18 protein-coding genes are annotated in these 18,185 nt (G+C 67.1%); 12 read left to right on the forward strand and 6 right to left on the reverse strand.

The features are described from left to right. The first annotated feature begins 164 nt into the window (after positions 1-164). The 9 genes from DWF00_RS01910 (at position 165) to DWF00_RS01950 (ending at position 7,779) form a co-directional block, all read left to right on the forward strand. Positions 165-902: an SDR family NAD(P)-dependent oxidoreductase gene (locus tag DWF00_RS01910; protein ID WP_245973704.1), complete on the forward strand. Its 738-nt coding sequence runs from the start codon at positions 165-167 to the stop codon at positions 900-902. A 77-nt stretch (positions 903-979) separates the two neighbouring features. Further along, positions 980-1,777: an SDR family NAD(P)-dependent oxidoreductase gene (locus DWF00_RS01915; protein WP_181832591.1), complete on the forward strand. Its 798-nt coding sequence runs from the start codon at positions 980-982 to the stop codon at positions 1,775-1,777. A 14-nt stretch (positions 1,778-1,791) separates the two neighbouring features. Further along, positions 1,792-2,580 carry an SDR family NAD(P)-dependent oxidoreductase gene (locus DWF00_RS01920; protein WP_114828837.1) on the forward strand — a complete coding sequence of 263 codons (789 nt, stop codon included), beginning with the start codon at positions 1,792-1,794 and terminating at the stop codon, positions 2,578-2,580. A gap of 95 nt (positions 2,581-2,675) precedes the next feature. Beyond that, positions 2,676-3,452 carry an ABC transporter ATP-binding protein gene (locus tag DWF00_RS01925; protein WP_245973705.1) on the forward strand — a complete coding sequence of 259 codons (777 nt, stop codon included), beginning with the start codon at positions 2,676-2,678 and terminating at the stop codon, positions 3,450-3,452. Further along, complete coding sequence (locus tag DWF00_RS01930; RefSeq protein ID WP_114828838.1) at positions 3,449-4,279, forward strand: ABC transporter permease; 831 nt, start codon at positions 3,449-3,451, stop codon at positions 4,277-4,279. Before DWF00_RS01925 ends, DWF00_RS01930 begins: the two co-directional genes overlap by 4 nt. 25 nt (positions 4,280-4,304) lie before the next feature. After that, a complete protein-coding gene (locus tag DWF00_RS01935) occupies positions 4,305-5,288 on the forward strand; it encodes an ABC transporter substrate-binding protein (protein ID WP_114828839.1) in 984 nt (327 codons plus the stop codon). Positions 5,289-5,298: 10 nt separating this feature from the next. Continuing rightward, a complete protein-coding gene (locus DWF00_RS01940; RefSeq protein WP_114828876.1) occupies positions 5,299-6,186 on the forward strand; it encodes an alpha/beta hydrolase in 888 nt (295 codons plus the stop codon). A 79-nt stretch (positions 6,187-6,265) separates the two neighbouring features. Beyond that, entirely contained in the window at positions 6,266-6,793 is a 528-nt protein-coding gene (locus DWF00_RS01945; protein WP_114828840.1) for a 2,4'-dihydroxyacetophenone dioxygenase family protein, read from the forward strand. Between the two features lie 335 nt (positions 6,794-7,128). Then, the gene (locus DWF00_RS01950) at positions 7,129-7,779 is read left to right on the forward strand and encodes a glutathione S-transferase family protein (RefSeq protein ID WP_114828841.1); all 651 of its coding nucleotides are present in this window, start codon (positions 7,129-7,131) and stop codon (positions 7,777-7,779) included. A 199-nt stretch (positions 7,780-7,978) separates the two neighbouring features. Here DWF00_RS01950 and DWF00_RS01955 read toward each other — a convergent pair whose 3' ends face one another. The 4 genes from DWF00_RS01955 to DWF00_RS01970 all read right to left on the reverse strand — a co-directional run bounded on the left by DWF00_RS01955 (position 7,979) and on the right by DWF00_RS01970 (position 13,651). Then, positions 7,979-8,395: an organic hydroperoxide resistance protein gene (locus DWF00_RS01955; RefSeq protein ID WP_114828842.1), complete on the reverse strand. Its 417-nt coding sequence runs from the start codon at positions 8,393-8,395 to the stop codon at positions 7,979-7,981. A 227-nt stretch (positions 8,396-8,622) separates the two neighbouring features. Continuing rightward, positions 8,623-9,357, reverse strand: a complete 735-nt coding sequence (locus tag DWF00_RS01960; protein WP_114828843.1) for a hypothetical protein — start codon at positions 9,355-9,357, stop codon at positions 8,623-8,625. Positions 9,358-9,610: 253 nt separating this feature from the next. Further along, complete coding sequence (locus DWF00_RS01965; RefSeq protein ID WP_114828844.1) at positions 9,611-10,651, reverse strand: alpha/beta fold hydrolase; 1,041 nt, start codon at positions 10,649-10,651, stop codon at positions 9,611-9,613. Positions 10,652-10,795: 144 nt separating this feature from the next. Further along, on the reverse strand, positions 10,796-13,651 hold the full coding sequence (locus DWF00_RS01970; RefSeq protein ID WP_114828845.1) for an ATP-binding protein: 2,856 nt from the start codon (positions 13,649-13,651) through the stop codon (positions 10,796-10,798). A gap of 276 nt (positions 13,652-13,927) precedes the next feature. Here DWF00_RS01970 and DWF00_RS01975 point away from each other — a divergent pair, with 276 nt between their 5' ends. Then, a complete protein-coding gene (locus DWF00_RS01975) occupies positions 13,928-15,235 on the forward strand; it encodes an epoxide hydrolase family protein (protein ID WP_114828846.1) in 1,308 nt (435 codons plus the stop codon). A gap of 56 nt (positions 15,236-15,291) precedes the next feature. On the opposite strand, the gene DWF00_RS01980 is transcribed toward DWF00_RS01975, so the two are convergent. Together DWF00_RS01980 and DWF00_RS01985 are read right to left on the reverse strand one after the other, a co-directional pair. After that, positions 15,292-15,900, reverse strand: a complete 609-nt coding sequence (locus DWF00_RS01980; RefSeq protein WP_181832593.1) for a helix-turn-helix domain-containing protein — start codon at positions 15,898-15,900, stop codon at positions 15,292-15,294. A gap of 335 nt (positions 15,901-16,235) precedes the next feature. Further along, positions 16,236-16,661, reverse strand: a complete 426-nt coding sequence (locus tag DWF00_RS01985; protein ID WP_425453042.1) for an Lrp/AsnC family transcriptional regulator — start codon at positions 16,659-16,661, stop codon at positions 16,236-16,238. A gap of 121 nt (positions 16,662-16,782) precedes the next feature. On the opposite strand from DWF00_RS01985, the gene DWF00_RS01990 reads away from it, so the two are divergent. Both DWF00_RS01990 and DWF00_RS30070 read left to right on the forward strand, forming a co-directional pair. Beyond that, positions 16,783-17,910, forward strand: a complete 1,128-nt coding sequence (locus DWF00_RS01990) for a saccharopine dehydrogenase family protein (RefSeq protein WP_114828849.1) — start codon at positions 16,783-16,785, stop codon at positions 17,908-17,910. A gap of 111 nt (positions 17,911-18,021) precedes the next feature. Continuing rightward, on the forward strand, positions 18,022-18,185 hold a 164-nt coding region (locus DWF00_RS30070), incomplete at its 3' end, for a helix-turn-helix domain-containing protein (protein ID WP_147283678.1).

The following is an 18,185-nucleotide window of genomic DNA, read 5'->3' on the forward strand; positions in this document are numbered from 1 at the left end:
GATCGGACACTAATAGATCATCAGATGGACAAAAAGTCCACAATATAGACAAGGGAAGAAACGATGCCCAGCGGGACAGCGACCGGCCATGCCGGCGTTCGCGCAGCTATGTGCCCAGACTCGGCCCGCTTTGCGGCCAGGTTCGGGCAGGCGGAGCGCGCCTGATGACAGCCATCGACATGCAGGCCGTGCGGGGCGCCGCACGCTACGACCTTTCGGGCCGGGTCGCCGTGGTGACCGGCGGGCTGAACGGGATCGGGGCCGCCATCGTCGCGATGCTGCGGGGCGCGCGGGCGCAGACCGTCATCTGGGACCGCGATCCCAGCAACGATCCCGACCATGTCCAGGTCGACGTCACCGACACCGCCTCGATCGAGCGGGCGCTGGAGCGCCTGCCGAAGCTCGACATCCTCGTGAACAACGCCGGCTACGCGGGAGCGACGGTGCCGCTCGAGACCTATCCCGCCGACGAGTGGCGGCGGGTGATCGAGGTCAACCTGATGGGCACGTTCAACCTGTGCCAGGCCGCGGTCCCGCTGCTGCGCAAAGGTGGCTGGGGGCGCATCCTCAACATCGCCTCGCTCGCCGGTAAGGAAGGGACGCCGAACGCCTCGGCCTATAGCGCCGCCAAGGCAGGCGTGATCGCGCTGACCAAATCGCTGGGCAAGGAACTCGCCGGCTCCGGCGTGCTGGTGAATGCGCTCGCGCCGGCCGCGGTGCGGACCCGCCTGCTCGAGCAGATGACGCCGCAGCACGTGCAGGCGATGGTCGAGAAGAGCCCGCTCAAGCGCCTGATCGAGCCCCATGAGGTGGCCGAGCTCGCGATCTGGCTCTGCTCCGACGCCTGCACCGTGAATACCGGGGCGGTCTTCGACCTGTCCGGGGGCAGGGCGACCTACTGACCCCGCCACCGAGCGCATCGACACGAATTGCTCGCGGAACCAGCTCGGGTCTCCGCGATACTGGGAGGAGAAAGCACGTGGATCTTGGATTGAAGGGAAAGGTCGCGCTGGTGACGGGGGCGAGCCGCGGTCTGGGCAAGGCCATCGCCCGCCGCCTGCTCGACGAGGGCGCCTCGGTCGCCATCCTGGCGCGCACGCAGAGCACGCTCGACGAGGCGGCCGCCGAGCTCTCCGCTGGCGGCGGGCAGGTCATGACCGTCGCGGCCGATGTCGGCGACACCGAGGGATATCCCTATCCGGCGGCGGTGCAGTCCGTGCTGGATCGGTTCGGGCGGGTCGACATCCTCGTCAACAACGCCGGCACGCATATCCGCGGCACGATCGACGACACGACCTTCCCGATGCTGGAGAAGCAGCTTCATGAGAAGCTGTTCGGCTTCCTCGGCATGATCCAGGCGGTCATGCCCGCGATGCGCCGGCAAGGCGACGGGCGGATCGTCAACGTCATCGGCCAGGCGGCGCGCCACGGCCATCCCGACCGGTTGCCCTCCGGCACGACCAACGTCGCGAAGATGGCGCTCAACAAGAACGTGGCTGATGCGCTGGCGCGCCAGGGCATCCGCGTCGTCGCGGTCTGCCCGCAATGCATCGAGACCGAGCTGGTGACGAGGCTCGTCGCCAAGGAGATGCGCGAGCGCGGCGTCGACAAGGCCACCGCCTCGGCCGGCTTCACCCGCGCGACCGTGCTCGGCCGCCTGGGCACGCCGGAGGAGGTCGCGGACACCGTCGCCTTCATGGCTTCGGACCGCGCGGGGTTCATCTGCGGCAGCTCCGTCAGCATCGACGGCGGCTACAACCGCTACGTTTTCGGTTAGGCGAGGAACAGAAGATGGAGCTTGGGCTCACAGGCAAGGTCGCGCTCATCACGGAGGCGACCACTAAGATCGGCGAGGCCATCGCCCAATCGCTGGCTGAGGAGGGGGCGCGGCTGGTGATCGTCGGCAGCGACGGCGCGGAGCTCACCCGCGCGGCCGAACGGCTGAAGGGACAGGGGGCCGAGGTGCTCCCCATCCGCAGCGACGGCCTCGACCAGCGCGAGGCGAAGCGCCTCGTTGCCGAGACCATCGCCCGCTTCGGCAAGATCGACGTCCTGGTGCTGAACTCGGACGCCGAGGTCACGGGCACGATCGAGGAGGTGCCGGTTGAGGCGGTCGCCGGGCTGGTGCAGCGCAAGCTGCTCGGCCCGTGGGAACTCGCCCGCGCCGCCGCGCCGCATCTGCGCGGCCAGGAGAGCGGGCGGATCGTGGTGCTGATCAGCGACGCCGCCAAGGTGCCGCACAAGGCGCGGATCGCCTCGGCGCTGGTGGGGGCGGCGCAGCACGCCTTCGTCAAGTCGCTCTCGGACGATCTCGGGCCCGACAACGTGCTCGTGACCGGCGTTTCCGTCGGGCATATCGGGCCGCCATCGGCCGGGACAGCGCAGGTCGAGCGCAACATCTATGTCAGCCGCAGCCTGGAGCAGCAGGAGGCGGGCTGGGCCGCCGATGTGCCGCTCGGGCGCTGGGGCACGCCGGGCGACGTCGCCAACGCGGTCGCGTTCCTGGCCTCGGACCGCTCCAGCTTCATCTGCGGCTCGAACCTCGACGTCGATGGCGGCGACCAGAGGATGATCTTCTAGGCCAGCTCAACCAGCCAAGAACGGCCGGAGGCGTCGGCGGTGCGCAAAAGCGTTCCGCCGGGGCCATCCGGCGCCGGGGACGGGAGCCCTGACAGATGAGCATGATCGAGCTCGCATCCATCAGTAAGACCTTTCGGCAGAAGGGCGAGCCGGTCGAGGCCGTCCGCAACCTCAGCCTCAGCATCGGCGAGGGCGAGATCGTCGCCGTGATCGGCCCGTCGGGCTGCGGGAAGTCGACGCTGCTGAACATGATCTCCGGCCTCTACCGGCCGACGACCGGCAGGGTCGAGTACCGCGGCGAGCGGGTGACGGCGGTCAACACCTCCGTCGGCTACATGACGCAGAAGGACAACCTGCTGCCCTGGCGCAACGTCCGCGACAACGTCTCGCTGCCGCTCGAGATCCAGGGCGTGCCCAAGGCGCAGCGCGAGCGCGCGGCCGAGGAGCTGATCAGGCGCGTCGGGCTCGACGGCTTCGAGGAGAAGCTGCCGAGCGAGCTTTCGGGCGGCATGCGCAAGCGCGTCGGCCTGGCCCGCATGCTGCTGGCGCGGCCCGAGACCCTGCTGCTGGACGAGCCGTTCGGCGCGCTTGACGCACAGCTGAAGCTCGCGATGCACCAGCTGCTGCTCTCGATCAAGGAGGAGTACGGGCAGACCGTGCTGTTCGTCACCCATGACCTCGTCGAGGCGATCACGCTCTCGACCAAGGTGGTGATCTGCTCGCGGCGGCCCGGGACGATCCGGTACTCGCGCGACGTCGACCTGCCCTTCCCGCGCGACGTGCTGAACGTCCGCTTCACCGAGCAGTTCGGCGAAATCTACAACGACATCTGGGAGCAGCTCCGCCAGGAGTACAAGGAGGACCGGCTATGAGCGCGGCCGAGCGAACCGGCGACGTCACGTCCGTCCTCCCCGAACCGGCCCAGGACGAGCGCTCCGAATTCGGCGACAGCGCGATGCTGGGCTTCCAGTTCCTGCTCGCCGTCGTTGTGCTGTTCATGTGGCAGGGCGCGTCCGGCCGGCTGGTCGACGATTTCTTCGTCTCCAACCCGATCGACGTCTTCCGCCGCCTCTACACCTGGACGGCCAACGGCTCGATCTTCCAGCACATCGCGGCGACGATCTACGAGACCATCGCGGGCTTCATGATCGGCGCCTCGATGGGCGTCCTGCTCGGCATCTGGCTGGGGATGTCGCGCTTCTACTCGCGCCTGCTGAACCCGTTCCTCTGGGCGCTCAACGCCCTGCCGAAAGTGGCGCTGGCGCCGCTCTTCGTGCTCTGGTTCGGGCTCGGGCTCGAGTCGAAGATCGCGCTGGCGGCGATCCTCACCCTGTTCATCGTGTTCATCAACACCTACCAGGGCATCAAGGACGTCGACGAGGACCTGCTCGACACGGTGCGCCTGATGAAGGCGACGCGCGGCCAATTGCTGCGCAAGGTGATCCTGCCCTCCTCGGTCGCGTGGATCTTCACCGGCTTCAAGGTCGCGCTGCCGAACGCCCTGATCGGCGCGGTCATCGGCGAGATGATCGCGTCCTCCTACGGGCTCGGCTACCTCGTGCAGCTCTCGGGCGCCCAGTTCGACACCGCCGGCGTCTTCGCCGTGCTCTTCGTCATCGGCATCCTCGCTGTGATCCTCAACCAGCTCATCGAAATGGCGCATTCGCGCCTGGATCACTGGAGAGTGCTCAACCGATAAATCCAAAAACAGGGAGGGAAGAACAATGAAACTATTCGGAATACTCGTCGCGGGCGCGAGCTTGCTCGCAAGCGCGCTCAGTGCCAAGGCCGAGCCGGTGAAGATCGTCAATATCGGTCATAGCTACTATGCCGCCGGGCTCTACATCGCCCAGCAGGAGAAGATCTTCCAGAAATACGGCCTGGAGCCCACGGTGACCGTCGTCGGCGGCGGCCCGCTCGCGCTGCAGGCCATCCTCAGCGGCAACGTCGATTTCGGCGTTGTCAGCTACGAGCACGTCCTGGCCGCGGCAGTCCAGGGCAAGCCGATGGTCTCCTTCTTCAACCTGGTCAACCGGCCGACCAGCAACGTCATCGCCAGCACCGCGCTGGTCGCCGAGGCGAAGGGTCTCAACCCCGACGCCAAGATCAGGCTGCTCAAGGGCAAGCGCATCGGCGTGCCAGCCCAGGGCGGCTCCGGCGACAAGCTGACGCGCGCGCTGATCGCGCTCGACGGCATGTCGGCCAGCGATGTCAGCATGGTGTTCAGCGGCGCCGACACGGGCTCCTACATCGCCGCGCTGAAGCGCGGACTGATCGATGCCGCGGTCGTGCCCGAACCGGCGGGCCTGATTGCGCGCGAGCAGAATGTCGGCGGCGTCTATCTCGACTTCATCGGCGGCGAGGTCCCGACCTTCAACGACATGATCTACATGTCGCTCACCGCCACGCCTGAGTCCGTCGCCAAGAAACGCGACCTGCTCGGCAAGGTCACGGCCGTGTTCGCCGAGGCGCAGCGCATCATCAAGGACGAGCCTGAACGGGCGCTGGCGGCGATGAAGAAGGAATACCCGGAGATGAGCGACGCGATGAACCGCGAGCTCTTCAAGCTCCTGAACCAGGCCTGGAGCAAGGACGGCGTGATGTCCGAGGCGCAGGCCAAGGCGACCGCCGACTATCTCAAGCCGAGCGGCGACCACCCGCTCGAGCTCGCCAAGACCTTCACCAACGAATTCCTGCCGAAGAAATAAGGACATGACGATGACCGAGATCATCGGAGAAGAGCACCGCGCCTCTAAAGGCGCTGTGTCCCTCTTCCTCTGGCGCAAGCGGCTGGCCGGGCCGGCGCCGGAGGCTGGCCGGCCGGCGGTCATCCTGGTGCATGGCTCGTCCATGTCCTCGCTGCCGAGCTTCGACCTGACGGTGCCGGGCTGCCCGGATTATTCCTTCATGGACTGGCTGGCACGGCGAGGCTGGGACGTCTGGACGCTCGATCACGAAGGCTATGGCCACTCGACGATCACCGAGGGCAACTCGGACATCGCCACGGGCGTCGCCGACCTGATCGCGGCGACGGACGAGATCACGCGCCTCACCGGCGCGACCTCCTTCCACGTCTACGGACTGTCCTCGGGGGCCCTGCGCGCCGCGGGCTTCGCGCAGGCGGCGCCGGAGCGCGTCGCGCGGCTCGTGCTCGACGCCTTCGTCTGGACCGGCAAGGACTCGCCGACGCTGGGCAAGCGGCGCGAGGGCATCGAATTCTTCCGCACCCATAACCGGCGCCCGATCGACCGCAAGTTCATCGAGAGCATCTTCACCCGCGACCTGCCTGGGACCAGCGAGCAGGCGGTGATCGAGGCCTGCGCCGAGGCCCAGTGCGCCTATGCCGATTCGGTGCCGACCGGCACCTATCTCGACATGACGACCAAGCTGCCGATCGTCGATCCCGAGAAGATCGCCGCCCCGACGCTGATCGTCCGCGGCGAGCATGACGGTATCGCCACCGTCGAGGACGTGCTCGCCTTCTTCCAGCGCCTGCCGGCCGGGGACAAGCGCATCGCCATCCTGCCCGGCCTCGCCCACAGCACGCCACTCGGCATCTACCGTCACCGCATGTGGGACGCCGTCGAGCAGTTCCTCCGCTCCTGAGTGGCGCGTAGCCCGGGCCGCCATGGCCCAACCCAGCAACGATATGGCCCCGGCACCGCCGGGGCCGAGGAGAGCAAACATGGTCGACACGGTTTCGACGAACGAGAAATGGCAGCCCTACAAGCATCCGCAGCCGAAGGAATCGCCGCCGGAGCTGATCGTTCCGAACGCCATCCCGACCGATGAGCGGATCTGGGTGCCTGTCGAAGACAACGTCTGGTTCCGGCCGCTGTGCCTGTGCGTGTCGCGCGGCTACTGGATGAACCTGCTGCGCGTGCGCAAGTCCGGCGTGCTCTCGCGCCATCGCCACCCGATGCCGGTCCATGCCTACGTCATCAAGGGCGAATGGCGCTATCTCGAGCATGACTGGATCGCGACGGAGGGCAGCTATGCCTACGAGGCGCCGGGCGAGACCCACACGCTCGTCGTCGACGCCCATGTCGAGGAGATGATCACGCTCTTCCAGGTCAACGGCGCAATGATCTACGTCGATCCCGACGGCCGCAACACCGGCTATGACGACGTCTTCACGCGCCTCGACAAGTGCAGGGCGCATTACGCGCAGAACGGGCTGGGCGCGGACTACGTCGACCAGTTCATCCGCTGATCCGCTCGCCGGAGCCTTGCCGGACTGCGTCCTCGGGGGTCTCGCAAATTGCCAGTGCGCCCGGGCTCAACTCCGGAAATTCCAGAGAACCGGGCCCGCTTCGCGCTATGCGCGAAGCCGCCGGGATTTACTGGCGGCGGGTACATTCAGCTGAAGAATCCGGCACCTACCTGTCCTGCGACGCCGAGCGAATGGCGGCATCAATAGGGTCGGCGAGGACCAAACCCTATTGTCTCTCATGGAGAGACACAGAAGCGCCCAATGCACCGTTTATCGCCTGGCTTGGGCCGATTAGATCAGGGCCATCGCAAAGATGATCGCGAAAGGCACCTGTCATGAAACTCTACATTGCGAACAAGACCTGCTCCGAAGCTGTGCAGATCATCGCCAACGAACTCGGCCTGAATCTGGAGCTGATCCATTATGACGTCGCCGGCAAGACGACGTCGAACAATGACGATTTCCTCACGGTCAATCCGCTTGGCTATGTGCCGGTGCTGGTGCTCGACGACGGCAAGCATGAACCGCTCACTGAAACGATCGTCCTGGCGTCATATCTCGCGGATCAGCACCCCGAGGCGGGACTACTCCCGGCGCGCGGGACGCTCGACCGGGTGAGGCACGAGCAGTTGCTCGTCTTCATCGCGACCGAGATTGCGCAGAAGCATATTCCGCTGATGCGCAAGCTGATGACCGAAGAGGGCATCGCCTGGGCCCGCAGCAAGATCGTCACTGCCTATAAGGTCTTCGACGACCGCCTCGCCGACGGCCGGCCGTTCTTGGAGGGCGACAGGCTGACCGTCGCCGACGCTTATCTGTGGGGGACCTTCTGGCACGAGCGCTCCGGCGCCCGTATAGACCACCTCAATCACGTCATGGCGTGGAAGGCGCGCATGGATGCGCTTCCGTCGGTCCAAAAGGCGGTGCGGGACGAAGCCGAAATCGTGGCTCGGCACACTGCCCAGATCTCACGCCAGGCGGCTTGAACCGTTGGGCCGAAGCTGCGGCGCCCCCGTTGCGGCTTCGGCCCAGCTGAGCGGCTCGGGTGGTGCCATCGCGTGCCGGGGCGACGGGCAGGGCCGGCAGGATGCAAGGCTTCAGGATCGTCAGCACGCCCGGCCGGATTGGCCGGGGTGAAGAAGGTCGCTGAGGCGCATCCCGCCCATCTGAGACAGCAAGGCCTGCTCAGACCAGGTTGATGACGACGTCGATGTTGCCGCGCGTCGCCTTGGAGTACGGGCAGGTCTGATGCGCGGCATCGACCAGGGCCTGCGCGGTCTCCCGGTCCACGCCGGGGATGCTGACGTTCAGGCGGGCCTGGAGGAGATAGGCGCCCTCGGTCGTGCCCAGATCCACTTCGGCGTCGATGGCCAGATCGGGCGGGAGCGCGACTTTCATCTTGCGTGCGGCGAGCCCCATCGCCCCCTCGAAGCAGGCCGACCAGCCGGCGGCGAACAGCTGCTCCGGATTGGTGCCGGTGCCGGCTCCGCCTGGTGTGGACAGCTTGACGTCGAGCCGGCCGTCGCTGCTGCGCGACACGCCATCGCGCCCGCCGGTGGTGTGGGTCTTGGCGGTGTAGATCACCTTCTCTGGCTTGATCATGACTTTGGACCTTCTCTGGTTGGTCGACGCACCATCGCGCCGGGTGCAGTGGCTACGAAACTGTGGAGGCGAGAATGAAAGCTCTTGCGGGGAGCAGGTCTTGACGGCTCCGGTGGCAGCCGGAGGTGCCGCGGCAGGACTGGAGGAAGCTGCGTTCGGCGGCCGGACGACGGCCAGCTCCCGGTACCCGTTCCGCGACGGCGCCATTCGCGAGGGTCGGGGGCCGTTTAGCGCAGTACGTATTCGGACATGTCCACGCTGACCGTGTCGAACTCGTACTGAATGGTTCCGTCCGAGGCACGCGGGTGAACCCTGCGTTTGGTTGGGAGGTGGAAGCCGTCTACTTCGATATAGTCGCTCAAGAAGTGGGCGGCTGAGGTGCGGGCCCAGACGTCCACCTCATAGTCATGCCGTCGCAGCAGCCCATCCGCGCCGAAATAGAAGGTCTGCTGCTGCGTGTGCGTGTGGATCCCGTCGGGAAAGCGCGCGCCGAGCCCGCGAAGCGTCTCGCCATCGTGTGTTACGGACGGGACGTCGACCACCTCATACCCCGGCTCGGCGAGCAAGAAGGGCAGCGCATGGTAGGTCCACATGGCGTAGCCGTTGAAGTAGGCGAGGTGGAGCGGGTCCCACAATGTATCGTACGCGTGGCCTGCGAAGGCTTCCCTGGGGCTCTCCCGCTCAGCGATGACATCGCCCGCGCCGGTCTCGATGACGACCTTCTCCGGTTGCCAAGTCATGGTCCAGTCAGGATCGCCAAACGGAGTGACGGACATCCATTGCCGCCGTAGCTCGGTGGTGGCGACGCGCGGGATCGGCGGCATGTCGATGCCCTTCAGCCCCCATAAGCGACCGCCCGGTACGATGGTCGACGACAGCCCGTTGTAGGTGCGCCAACGCTCAACGCCGCCATGCGCTGTCAGGGCCTCCGTGAGGAGGGCGTTATGAATTATGGCGGTCATCGTCAGAACTCCCTGACCTGTCGGCTCGATTGGCTAGATCGCCGTGCGTCCTATCGGACGCAAAGTGGCGATCTAGGCCTTTGTTATTGCATCGGATTATCCCGAAAACCGGATTCCACTTTTCGGTCCGATGCTCTAGCTGCGCTCCTGGCGTCTTGTTGAGCATGATGAGGTCCTTCGTCCGGAAACGCTGCTTTGACGGGGAGGGCGGGGTGGGTTCCGGCGCGCCTACGCCCGATAGCTGGGCTAAAAGTCAGAGCCTGGTGACATCGATCACGGCAGCGGCGAAGTCTTGAGGCGCTTCCTGCGGCAGGTTGTGGCCGATGCCGCCCTCGATCAGCCGGTGCGCGTATTTGCCGGTGAACTTCTTCGCGTAGGCGCTGCTGTCGGGATGCGGCGCGCCGTTGGCGTCGCCCTCCAGCGTGATGGTCGGCACGGTGATGTCCGGGCTTGCGGCGAGCCGCTTCTCCAGCTCGTCATAGCTCCGCTCGCCCTCGGCCAGGCCGATGCGCCAGCGGTAGTTATGGATCACGATGGCGACATGGTCGGGGTTGTCGAAAGCCGGCGCGCTGCGATCGAAGGTGGCGTCGTCGAAATCCCATTTCGGCGAGGCGAGCTGCCAGATCAGCTTCGAGAACTCGCGCCGGTATTGCTCATAGCCGGCCCGGCCGCGTTCCGTGGCGAAGTAGAACTGGTACCACCAGGCGAGCTCCGCCTTTGGCGGCAGGGGCATCTTGTTGGCCTCGACATTGCCGATCAGATAGCCGCTGACGGAGACCATGGCCTTGCAGCGCTCGGGCCAGAGCGCTGCGACGATGTTGGCCGTCCGCGCACCCCAGTCGCAGCCGGCAACGGTCGCCTGCGCGATCTTGAGGGCGTCCATCAGGGCGATGATATCAGTGGCGAGCGCCGCCTGCTGGCCGTTGCGGGCCGCGGCGCCGGAGAGGAAGCGCGTCGTGCCGTAGCCGCGCAGCGAGGGGACGATCACCCTGTAGCCGGCCGAGGCCAGCAAGGGCGCCACGTCGACATAGGTGTGGATGTCGTAGGGCCAGCCATGCAGGAGGATGACCACCGGGCCATTGGCGGGGCCGGCCTCGGCATAGCCGACATTCAGGACACCGGCGTCGATCTGCTTCAGCGGGCCGAACGAGGTCTGCGCGCCCGTCGCGCCCGTCGGGGTCGTCCGGCCGGATTGGGCGGCCGCAGGGCCGGTCAAGGCGAATTCGGCGGCGGCGATGGCCATTGCCGCGCCACCCAGGAACAGGCGGCGATCGGGGTTGGTCTGGTCGGACATGAACGGATCCTCAGCGGCCTCGGAGACGGCGCCGGCGCGGCCGGGGAAGGCCTTTGCGGCTCGGCACTCTGAGGATGGGCTACAGCACGCCGCGCAGGGAATATTGCTGAAACCGACCGGGCTTTTCCCAAAATTGCTGAGTATCTAGCCTAGCGTGGCCAGCAGGCGCTCGGCGGCCTTCAGGTCCGCTGTATCCGAGCCTTCGTCGAACCGCGCGAAGACCGGCTGCAGGAGCGCGCGGGCTGCATCGGGCCGGCCCTGGCCCGCCCATAATGCCGCGAGGTCGACCGCGGCGCGCAATTCCCACGCCCGCGCGGCCTGACGACGGCTCAAGTCCAGCGACTGCCGAAGGCAGGTTTCTGCGTCGCCGCTCGTGGGTTGCGGCAGCGAGAGAAGAGCGATCGCCTTCACGCGCAGCAGTTCGGGCATGTAGGAGGCGTCGCCGTTGGCCTCGACCAGCCTGATCGCCTCGTCGATCACGGCGATGCCTTCGGTGGAACGGCCGAGCGCCGCAAGTCCCCGGACGAGCGAGATGTTGAAGGCCGTGCTCACCAGCTCGTAGCGCGCCGCGTGGAGCGTCTCCAGAGAGGCTAGCAGGTTCTCGACCCCAGCCTCGGCGTCGCCGCGGCGGATGGCCAATTGCCCCTTGTAACCGCGGCCGACCGCGAGATAGGGCGTCAGCGAATGGGTTTCGGCGCGCGAAATGAACCAATCCGTATAGTCTTCGGCGCTCCGGAGATCGCCCGTCCAGAGGAACACGGAGATGGCCCAGTTCAGGGCGATGGAGAGCGCGACCGGGTGGTCCATCCGCGCGGCCTCCGCAACGGTCTGGCGCGCGCGTTCCACGGCCTGGGCCGGATGGCCTTGCAGCCACAGGGTCCTTGCCAGCGCGATGCCGGCCCAATTGCGGTGATCGAAGCCGAGATAGACCGTGCCGGCCCGGCGGAAGCTCGACCCATGCCGCAATGCGGCCTCGAGCTCCCGGCGCGCGCCATCGAGGTCGCCGGTGATGTGAAGCGAAATCCCCAGGACGGAATGCGCCAGCGCGAGCGCGGCCGGGTCCTCGATTGCCTCCGCGACGGCGGAGCTGCGCCTGGCGTAATGCAGCGCGGTTTTGAAATCGCCGAGGCGCAGGTGGAAGATGTGCAGTGGCGCCAGCAGTTGCAATTGATCGACGGCGTCGCCCCTGTCCTCGGCGATCGCGAGGCTTCTGTCCAAGGCGACGCGCGCCGTTTCGGTGCTGCCGCGAATGAACATCAGCGACAGCCCCAGCGCCGCCTGGAGATGCATCTCCTCGCGCCCGGCGCGCGTCTCGTCGTCGAGGGCAAGCACCGCGCGCTCCGACCAGCGCTGGCAGTCGGTCAGCAGGGACATCGCCAGGAAGACCGGCGCCGCCGCCGCGGCGAGCCTGACGCCGATCCCGGCATTGCCGTTGCTGCCGAAGCACCATTCCAGGGCCGCGCGCACGTTGTTGAGGTCGGCAAGGCGCGGCGCCCGCTCCGCCGCGGCGTTGAGCAGGCTCGGCCATTCGGCTCCCGACTGCTCCAGCCAGCGCCGGTAATAGGTGGCATGGCGCGTGGCCAGATCGGCGAAATCGGCGTCGGCGGCGCTGAGCTCCCGGGCGTAGGCCCGCGTCGTATCGAGCAGCCGGTAGCGCATCATCGCGCCGACAGGCCGGGTCGCGACCATCGACTTGGCGACGAGGCTGTCGATCGCGGCGAGCACGCGACCCTGGTCGATGGCCGCGTCGGAAGCGACCGCCAGCGCCGCCGCGAGCGTGAAATGGCCGGCGAAGATAGATAGCCGGCGCAGTACTGCGCGCTCCAGCTCGGACAGGAGCCCGTAGCTCCAGTCCAGCGTGGCCTGGAGGGTCTTCTGACGCGGGGGCGCGGTGCGCTGCCCGAGCCAGAGCAGGGTCAGTCGTTCGTCGAGCAGCGCGGCGGTCTGCTCCAGGCCGTAGGCCTGGACCCGTCCGGCGGCCAGCTCGATCGCGAGCGCCACGCCGTCCAGCTTGCGGCAGATGCGCGCCACGATCGCGGCATCCTCGTCGCGGAGGTCGACGCGGGCGCCGCTCGCCGCGGCGCGCTCCAGGAAGAGCTGGGTCGCGGGGAAGGTCAGCGCCGCCGCGGCGGTCAGGCCCGGACCGTCAGGCGGGAAGGTCAGCGGCGCCAGCCTGTGGACGTGCTCGCCCTCGACCCTGAGGGGCTCGCGGCTCGTCGCCAGGATATGGACCTGCGGCGCGGCCAGGAAGATGCGCTCGGCCAGGCCCGCCGCTGCCTCGATGACATGCTCGCAATTGTCGAGGATCAGCAGGAAATGCCTGTCGCGCAAATAGGCGATCAGGCTGGGTATCGGATCGTCGGATTGAACCGAGATCCCGAGCATCGACGCCAGGGCGACCGGCACGATGCCGGGGTCGCTGAGCATGCCGAAATCGACGAACAGCGCCGCCCCGTCGAAGCCTTCGAGCAGGTCATGCGCGACGGCGACGGCAACGGTGGTCTTCCCGACGCCGCCGGAGCCGGCGATCGTCACGAAGCGCGAGGCCGCGAGCTGGGCCGACAGCGCAGCGACCGCATCCGTCCGGCCGATCATGCGCTCCAGGCGCGCCGGCAGGAAGGTCACGCCCCTGAAAGGGACGCTGGTGGCTGCCGGCCTGCGGGCTCCGTTTGCCGGAGACGAGAGTGGCGCGACGAAGCAGTAGCCCCGGCCGGGCAAGGTCGCGATGTAGCGCGCGCCGTCCTTGCCATCGCCGAGCGCCTTGCGCAGGCCGGCGATGTGGAAGCGCAGGCTGCCTTCCTCCACGGTGACGTCGGGCCAGACCCGAGCCATCAGGTCGCGCTTGCCGATGACCTCGTTGGGCCGGGACACCAGCGCGATCAGCGTGTCGAGGGTTCGCGCGCCCAGTTCGACTGGTGCGCCGTCCCTGGTCAGGAGCCGTTCGCTCACGATCAGGCTGAAAGGGCCGAAGAAGACGGCGTCCGTCGTCTGCACCGTCATCTCTCCTGTCTCCGCGACGGCTTCCGCCACGGATCCGATCCCGGCCGCACCCCAGACCGGGGCCCGGCGCCGCACCGCACGAAGCCCGGGCCGGTCGCAGCATTCGTCGAGCGCATTCTGCGTCTCCTTTGTAACCGCGCGAGGCGTCGAACACGATCGTTACAGGCAATCTTCGGCAATCCTGGAAAAGAACCGCCGCAACGCCGGCATTACACACACAAGCGCGGGCGAACCTATGGCCCGCTCCCAGAATTTACTTCATCCAGGAGAAACATCATGCCGTCAGCCCTGTTGCCGCCGACGCGGCGCGGCTTTCTCGCCACCTCTGCAACGGCAGTGGCCGCGGCCTCGGCCGTGGCGGGAGCTTTCGGCGCGCTCCCCGTCCAGCTCGCCGGCGCGGCCGACCGCCCGGCGATCCGTCCGTTCCGCGTCGAGATTCCGGAGGAGGCGCTCGTCGACCTGCGCCGCCGCGTCGCCGCGACGCGCTGGCCCGAGCGCGAGACCGTTGCCGATCAATCCCAGGGCGTGCAGCTGGCGAAGATCGAGCCGCTCGTGCGCTATTGGGGAGCGGGTTACGACTGGCGCAAGGCCGAGGCCAGGCTGAACGCCCTGCCGCAATTCATCACCGAGATCGACGGGCTCGACATCCAGTTCGCCCATATCCGCTCGCCTCACGCCAACGCCATGCCGCTGATCATGACCCATGGCTGGCCCGGCTCGATCTTCGAACTCCTGAAGACAGTCGGCCCGCTCACCGACCCCACGGCCCATGGCGGACGCGCGGAGGATGCCTTCCACCTCGTGCTGCCGACCTATCCGGGCTACGGCTTTTCGGGCAAGCCGAACAACGGCGACTGGGCTCCTCCCCACGTCGCGCGCGCCTGGCACGAGCTGATGCAGCGGCTGGGATACACGCGCTACGTCGCCCAAGGCGGCGACTGGGGCGCGATCATCTCGGAAGTCATGGCGGTCCAGGCGCCGTCTGGCCTGCTGGGCGTCCATACCAACATGCCCGGCACGGTTCCCCCGGAGGTGGTGCAACTCGTCCGCACCCGCCAGCCGGTTCCGGCCGGTTTTTCCGCGACGGAGAAGGCCGCCTACGCATCGCTCGACGTCTTCTACAACCATGGCTTCGGCTATGCCGAGATGATGAACACGCGCCCGCAGACCCTGGGCTATGCGTTGGCGGACTCGCCGGTGGGAATGGCCGCCTTCTTCTACGAGAAGTTCGCCACCTGGACATACAGCAACGGCGAACCGGAAAAGGTGTTCACGGCGGATGAGATGCTCGACGACATCACGCTGTACTGGCTCACCAATACCGGGACGTCGTCCTCGCGGTCCTATTGGGACGCCGCGCAGCTTGGCGGGGGGCCCTTCACGGCCAGGCCGATCCCAAAAGTCCCCGTCGCAGTGACGGTTTTCCCCGGCGAGATCTACCAGGCGCCCAAGAGCTGGACCGAGCGCACCTACGCCAACCTCATCTACTTCAACGTAGCCGACAAGGGCGGCCATTTCGCCGCGTGGGAACAGCCGGCGCTGTTCTCGGCCGAACTCCGCGCCGCGTTCAGGCCGCTGCGCTGACGCAGGTCTCCGCCGGCCTCCAAAGCGGAGGCCGGCTTAGCCCGCGCCAGCAGCGTTCAGGGTGTCGGGGCCATGCAGTCGCGCATCGGCGCGGCACGGACAGATTGGCTTGCCGTCGAGTGTCGGCTTCCCGCGTCTGCCTGGGCATCGGTGAGGTTGCGTCGGCGCCACGCGCTCGGGGCTTCGCCGACCATGCGCCCGAACAGCTTCGAGAGGTGCGCCTGGTCTGCCAGGCCGCAGGCCAGCGCGATCTGGCTGAGCGGGTCCTGCGTGGTCAGCATCAGCCGTTGCGCCAGTTCCAGCCGCAACCGGATGATGTGCATATGCGGGGTCGTCCCGAAGCTTTCCTTGAAGGCGCGGCAGAAATGGCTGACGCTGAGCGGGATCTGCTCGGCCAGCGTGTCCAGCCGCAGGGGGTGCTGCAGGTGCGCCTGGAGATAGCGATCGACCTTGCGCTTCTGCCACGGCGCCAGGCCGCCGCGAGCGACCTCCGATTCCGCGGCAGCCTGTGGGGTGAGGAGGGAGACCAGCCGCACGGCCGCCGAGTGAGCGGCTTCCGGATCGCGCTCCATCGCATTGCGGACGTCGTCGAGAAGCGCCTCGACCAGGGCATCCCGCGATCTTGCGCCCTCAGGGGGCGGGGCGAGTGAAGCCAGGGAATCCATGACGTGCCTCCCGCCAGCGATCGCTGGCCGCGGCAGAGACGATCTCTGGTGCCGCCCGGACACCCAATCAGACGCCCGGGCCGTGAGCCCGTTATGGCTTGTGAAAGCCGTTAGGGTTTGTAAGCTGCGACCAGTTTCAGGCGAAACGGCGACCGTCGCCTCGGCCGGGCGCAACATCCGTGATGCTCGGCAAGGGAACGCCGGGCAGCGGAACGGGTATGCGCTCTGCCGGGATGACGGCGCTTGATTCTGGCAAATCGAAGCAGGCTTTGGAGGCTCGCACGCGGAGCCGCGACGTACCGAGGACCCGCTCTTCGCGCGCTAGGCGGTGGAGCTCAGCGCTCGATCCGCGTCGAGAGGATGATCGAGGAGATCGTCCGTTCCACGCCGTCGAGCGCGCCGATGCGGTCGATCAGCTGGTCGAGCTCGCCGATCGAGGGCGCGACGACGATCGCGATCATGTCGAACTGGCCGCTGACCGAATGCAGCGTCCGAACCTCCGGAATGCGGCGCAGGGCGCTCTCGACGCCGGCCGCGAGCTTGGGCAGCGCGGTGATCAGCACGTGAGCCTTGACCTGCCCGCGCTCGTGCTCGTCGGAGAGCCGCGCCGTATAGCCGGCGATGGTGCCGCGGCGTTCGAGCCGCTCGATGCGGCTCTGCACCGTCGTGCGCGAAAGGCCGAGCTTGCGGCCGAGTTCGGCCACCGGCGCCCTGGCGTTCTCGGTGAGCAGCACGAGAAGCTGCCGGTCGGTCTGGTCCATCGACATAATGACGAAAGCTTACGGCACTTCGCCATAAAATCCCATATGAATCGTCGTGCTGGTGGCTTCTATCCGACGACGTCCCGAGCGAATCTGGGAGCCTGAAACCGGGGGATCAGCCATGAAAGACGTCGTCGTCATCGGAGCCGGCAATATCGGCGCGACCATCGCCGACATGCTCGGCGCCACCGGAGATTATCGCGTCACCGTCGCCGACCGCTCGAATGCGCAGCTCGCCGCGATAGCGACCAGCGCGACGGTCGCGACGCAGACCATCGACATCACCGACACCACCGCTCTGACCCGCTTGCTAACCGGCCGCTTTGCCGTGCTCAGCGCCGCGCCCTACGACCTGACGACGCGGATCGCCGAGGCTGCCGCGCCGCTCGGCGTGCACTATCTCGACCTGACCGAGGATGTCGCCAGCACCAGGCGGGTCAAGGAGCTGGCCAGGACCAGCAAGGCCGCCTTCATCCCGCAATGCGGGTTGGCGCCCGGCTTCATCTCGATCGTCGCCGCCGACCTGGCAGGCGGATTCGATGCGCTGGACAGCCTGAGGCTCCGCGTCGGCGCGCTGCCGCAATACCCGTCCAATGCGCTGAACTACAACCTGACCTGGAGTACGGACGGGGTCATCAACGAGTATTGCGAGCCCTGTGAAGCGATAGTTAGCGGCGAGCGCGTGCTCGTGCCGGCGCTGGAGGAGCGCGAGGAGTTCTCGCTCGACGGCATCACCTACGAGGCCTTCAACACGTCTGGCGGGCTCGGCACGCTCTGCGAGACGCTGGCCGGCAAGGTGCGGACGCTGAACTACCGCACCATCCGCTATCCCGGCCATTGCGCGATCATGAAGGCGCTGCTGCAGGATTTGCGCCTGGCCGATCGCCGCGACGTGCTCAAGGACATTTTCGAGAACGCCCTGCCGAGCACCTTGCAGGACGTCGTCGTGATCTTCGTCACCGTGAGCGGCCAGAAGAACGGCCGGCTGGTGCAGGAGACCTACGCCCACAAGGTCTATAGCCGCGAAGTCGGCGGCATCATGCGCAGCGCCATCCAGATCACCACCGCCTCCGGCATTTGCGCGGTGCTCGACTTGCTCGCCGCGGGCGAGCTGCCGCAGCGCGGCTTTGTCCGGCAGGAGGACATCACGCTCGACGCCTTCCTCGCCAACCGCTTCGGCCGTGCCTATGCGCGTGAGGAGGACCGGCAGCGCGAGCGCCACCCGGTCGTGGCGAGCCGCGCGGCCTGAGCCGACCGCTGCCACATTCACCCTCGCGCGGAGGAATCTCCAAGCGCGCCGTTGCGGGTTGACTCATAAACTGAACGATGTTCTAAAAAGAACATTGTTCAGGATTTTCTCATGGCCGCCTCTCTTCTCGACCGCGCATTGAGCACGCTGGAAATGATGTCGACCCGGATGGGCGGCGTCAGCGTCACCGTGGTGGCCGATGAGATCGGCCTGCCCAAGAGCGGCGCGCATCGCCTTCTCGCCGACCTGATCCGCCTCGGCTATGTCCGCCAGGA

It is taken from the genome of Allobosea caraganae (genome assembly GCF_003351345.1).
In the GTDB taxonomy this organism is placed as follows: Bacteria; Pseudomonadota; Alphaproteobacteria; order Rhizobiales; family Beijerinckiaceae; genus Allobosea; species Allobosea caraganae.

What these genes read in the sequence shown, in the direction of transcription:
- DWF00_RS01910 (WP_245973704.1), top strand. Translation starts at nt 165, where the DNA reads ATGACAGCCATCGACATGCAGGCCGTGCGGGGCGCCGCACGCTACGAC.
- DWF00_RS01920 (WP_114828837.1), top strand. Translation starts at nt 1,792, where the DNA reads ATGGAGCTTGGGCTCACAGGCAAGGTCGCGCTCATCACGGAGGCGACC.
- DWF00_RS01925 (WP_245973705.1), top strand. Translation starts at nt 2,676, where the DNA reads ATGAGCATGATCGAGCTCGCATCCATCAGTAAGACCTTTCGGCAGAAG.
- DWF00_RS01930 (WP_114828838.1), top strand. Translation starts at nt 3,449, where the DNA reads ATGAGCGCGGCCGAGCGAACCGGCGACGTCACGTCCGTCCTCCCCGAA.
- DWF00_RS01935 (WP_114828839.1), top strand. Translation starts at nt 4,305, where the DNA reads ATGAAACTATTCGGAATACTCGTCGCGGGCGCGAGCTTGCTCGCAAGC.
- DWF00_RS01940 (WP_114828876.1), top strand. Translation starts at nt 5,299, where the DNA reads ATGACCGAGATCATCGGAGAAGAGCACCGCGCCTCTAAAGGCGCTGTG.
- DWF00_RS01945 (WP_114828840.1), top strand. Translation starts at nt 6,266, where the DNA reads ATGGTCGACACGGTTTCGACGAACGAGAAATGGCAGCCCTACAAGCAT.
- DWF00_RS01950 (WP_114828841.1), top strand. Translation starts at nt 7,129, where the DNA reads ATGAAACTCTACATTGCGAACAAGACCTGCTCCGAAGCTGTGCAGATC.
- DWF00_RS01955 (WP_114828842.1), bottom strand. Translation starts at nt 8,395, where the DNA reads ATGATCAAGCCAGAGAAGGTGATCTACACCGCCAAGACCCACACCACC.
- DWF00_RS01960 (WP_114828843.1), bottom strand. Translation starts at nt 9,357, where the DNA reads ATGACCGCCATAATTCATAACGCCCTCCTCACGGAGGCCCTGACAGCG.
- DWF00_RS01965 (WP_114828844.1), bottom strand. Translation starts at nt 10,651, where the DNA reads ATGTCCGACCAGACCAACCCCGATCGCCGCCTGTTCCTGGGTGGCGCG.
- DWF00_RS01970 (WP_114828845.1), bottom strand. Translation starts at nt 13,651, where the DNA reads ATGACGGTGCAGACGACGGACGCCGTCTTCTTCGGCCCTTTCAGCCTG.
- DWF00_RS01975 (WP_114828846.1), top strand. Translation starts at nt 13,928, where the DNA reads ATGCCGTCAGCCCTGTTGCCGCCGACGCGGCGCGGCTTTCTCGCCACC.
- DWF00_RS01980 (WP_181832593.1), bottom strand. Translation starts at nt 15,900, where the DNA reads ATGGATTCCCTGGCTTCACTCGCCCCGCCCCCTGAGGGCGCAAGATCG.
- DWF00_RS01985 (WP_425453042.1), bottom strand. Translation starts at nt 16,661, where the DNA reads ATGGACCAGACCGACCGGCAGCTTCTCGTGCTGCTCACCGAGAACGCC.
- DWF00_RS01990 (WP_114828849.1), top strand. Translation starts at nt 16,783, where the DNA reads ATGAAAGACGTCGTCGTCATCGGAGCCGGCAATATCGGCGCGACCATC.